Here is a 2,442-nt window from a genome sequence, read left to right as displayed (position 1 = left end):
CGCTTCAAGAGGGACAGCCAACGCGTGGCATTTTTACTATGCGTTGTTTTTTGTGATTTCGGTGTTATGCGGAAGCTTAGTAGTAGCGTTGGCTGCCCCTTAAGCGGGCGTTAGGTGAATGGTCAGTAGATTGAACAAGGACAGTTTTATGAAATGGTTTTTAGCTTTTTGGCTCGTTCTCACAAGCTGTTTTTCGGTTAGCTTGTATGCCAATGACGCCGTTTTACAACAAGCTTATCAATCGCAGCAAAGTGATTTACAGGTCCAAGGACTTGGACAGGTATCGAAAGTGCTGCCTGATGACAATGATGGTTCAAGACACCAAAAATTCATCTTAAAGCTCAATAGCGGACAAACATTGTTAGTTGCGCATAACATCGACTTAGCACCAAGAATTCCGAACTTGAAAGTTGGCGATAGTGTTGAGTTTTATGGTGAATACGAATGGAACAAAAAGGGTGGGGTTCTTCACTGGACTCATAAAGATCCTCAAAATCGTCATGCTCATGGTTGGTTGAAACACAATGGGCAGGTGTACGAGTAAATTCACCTAACAAACGCCTCAAGAGGGACTGTCAACGCGCGGCGTTTCCAGTCCCATTGAGCCGCAGTGGTTACGGTTGGTGTGTTTGAGTTTTGTGTTATGCGTTGTCAGCCCCTTAGGCGGGCGTTATATTGTTTCTCAGCTAAGGAGTAGTTTTTGAAATTAAGTAGTCATAAGTTACTTAAAACCATATTAATTAGCCGTGAAGCTAGCTTGGAAGACCTTAAATCAGTTATAGAATCCAAATATGGTGATTATCGCGATTATTTTCCATTAGCTAGTCTTGTTGTAAGTGGATATGTAGCTTGTGAGGTTCACAGTTCATCAGGAGAACCATATAAAGAACGTCTACTTGCATCAATACTTTACGCAAAAGCGTCGGGTGAAGAAAAGGTTAATAATTTCAATAATCCAAGTGGTAAAGCTGGATATGCAGATAAAATTTTCACTATGACAGCTAAAACCCAGCTTTATTTTGATGAGTTGAATACAAAGCGAATCGAAAGGGTGTTTACTGCAATAATTAGTATTGTTGTGGGTGTTTTATCGACGCTGATTACTTTGGTAATAACAAGCAAAATTTAAGTATGTCGTCTCCAATATAACAAACGCCTCAAGAGGGACTGTCAACGCGTGGCGTTTCCAGTCCCAATGAGCTGCGGTGGTTGCAGTAGTTGTGTTTGAGTTTAGTGTTATGCGTTGCCAGCCCCTTAGGCGGGCGTTATGTTTAATGAGGTAATACGTTGATTTCAGGATTAAATCATATCACTTTAGCAGTCAGTGACTTGGAACGTTCAGTTAAGTTCTATATCGATACTTTGGGTTTTACTGGGCATGTTAAATGGGATAGTGGTGCATACATTTCTATAGGAGATGTATGGCTTTGTTTATCTTGTGACTCACCATGCCCCAAAACTGATTATACTCATATTGCCTTCGACATCTGTTCTGAAAATTTCGAGCTTTTCTCGTCACGTCTAATTTCCTTTGATATCGAAATTTGGAAACAAAATATTAGTGAAGGGCAGTCGATATATATTTTGGATCCCGATGGTCACAAATTGGAAATTCATGTTGGGTCGTTAAATAGTAGGCTTGAGACACGTAAAAGCAAGCCATATAGTGGACTTGTTTGGCTTTAAACATAACAAACGCCTCAAGAGGGACTGTCAACGCGTGGCGTTTCCAGTCCCAATGAGCCGCGGTGGTTACGGTTGTTGTGTTTAAGTTTGGTGTTATGCGTTGCCAGCCCCTTAGGCGGGCGTTATGCATTTTTTAGAAAAGAGGAACTATGGTTGTTGAAGTCAGGCGAGCAGAGCCATCAGATGCTAAAGCGATAAAAGGAATTTATGAGTGCCCAAATGCCTACACCGGCACATTACAACTTCCGCTTCCATCCTCAGATATGTGGGAAAAACGTTTCCAGAATATTCCAGAGCACGTTTATGCATATGTGGCAGTAATGGACGGTGAAGTAGTAGGTAATTTGGGCTTTGAGCTATGTATCAATCCGCGACGTCGTCACGTCGGTACGTTCGGTATGGGCGTCAAAGACAATGTTCAAGGTTTAGGTGTTGGTAGTGCTTTACTGAAAACGGTCATCGATTTAGCGGATAACTGGCTGAATGTGAAACGAATCGAATTGACGGTCTATGTGGATAACGAACGAGCGATTAACTTGTACAAGAAATTCGGCTTTGTAATTGAAGGTGAGTCGAAAGCTTATGCATTCAGAAATGGCAGCTACGTTGACGTTTACCATATGGCTCGTGTTGTGGCACATGCATAACAAACGCCTCAAGAGGGACAGCCAACGCGTGGCGTTTCCAGTCCCAATGAGTCGCTGTGGTTACGGTGTTGAGGTTGAGTTTGGTGGTATGCGTTGCCAGCCCCTTAGG

At 42.5% G+C, this 2,442-nt stretch carries 4 protein-coding genes; all 4 read left to right on the top strand.

The genetic code is table 11. The annotated features are described in order from the left end of the window. Positions 1-148 precede the first annotated feature (148 nt). The 4 genes from AACQ17_RS08725 to AACQ17_RS08710 all read left to right on the top strand — a co-directional run bounded on the left by AACQ17_RS08725 (position 149) and on the right by AACQ17_RS08710 (position 2,333). Positions 149-544, top strand: a complete 396-nt coding sequence (locus AACQ17_RS08725; RefSeq protein WP_166538176.1) for a DUF3465 domain-containing protein — start codon at positions 149-151, stop codon at positions 542-544. A 156-nt stretch (positions 545-700) separates the two neighbouring features. Further along, positions 701-1,129, top strand: a complete 429-nt coding sequence (locus AACQ17_RS08720; RefSeq protein ID WP_094167579.1) for a hypothetical protein — start codon at positions 701-703, stop codon at positions 1,127-1,129. Positions 1,130-1,287: 158 nt separating this feature from the next. After that, positions 1,288-1,686, top strand: coding sequence for a fosfomycin resistance glutathione transferase (gene fos / locus AACQ17_RS08715; RefSeq protein WP_094147772.1), 399 nt, complete (start codon positions 1,288-1,290; stop codon positions 1,684-1,686). A gap of 149 nt (positions 1,687-1,835) precedes the next feature. Next, entirely contained in the window at positions 1,836-2,333 is a 498-nt protein-coding gene (locus AACQ17_RS08710; protein ID WP_094147771.1) for a GNAT family N-acetyltransferase, read from the top strand. Positions 2,334-2,442 lie beyond the last annotated feature (109 nt).

Origin of the sequence: Vibrio sp. V10_P2A27P122, from assembly GCF_963874335.1 — a bacterium.
GTDB classification, from domain to species: Bacteria; Pseudomonadota; Gammaproteobacteria; order Enterobacterales; family Vibrionaceae; genus Vibrio; species Vibrio anguillarum.
This window is presented reverse-complemented; position numbering and strand designations above follow the sequence as displayed.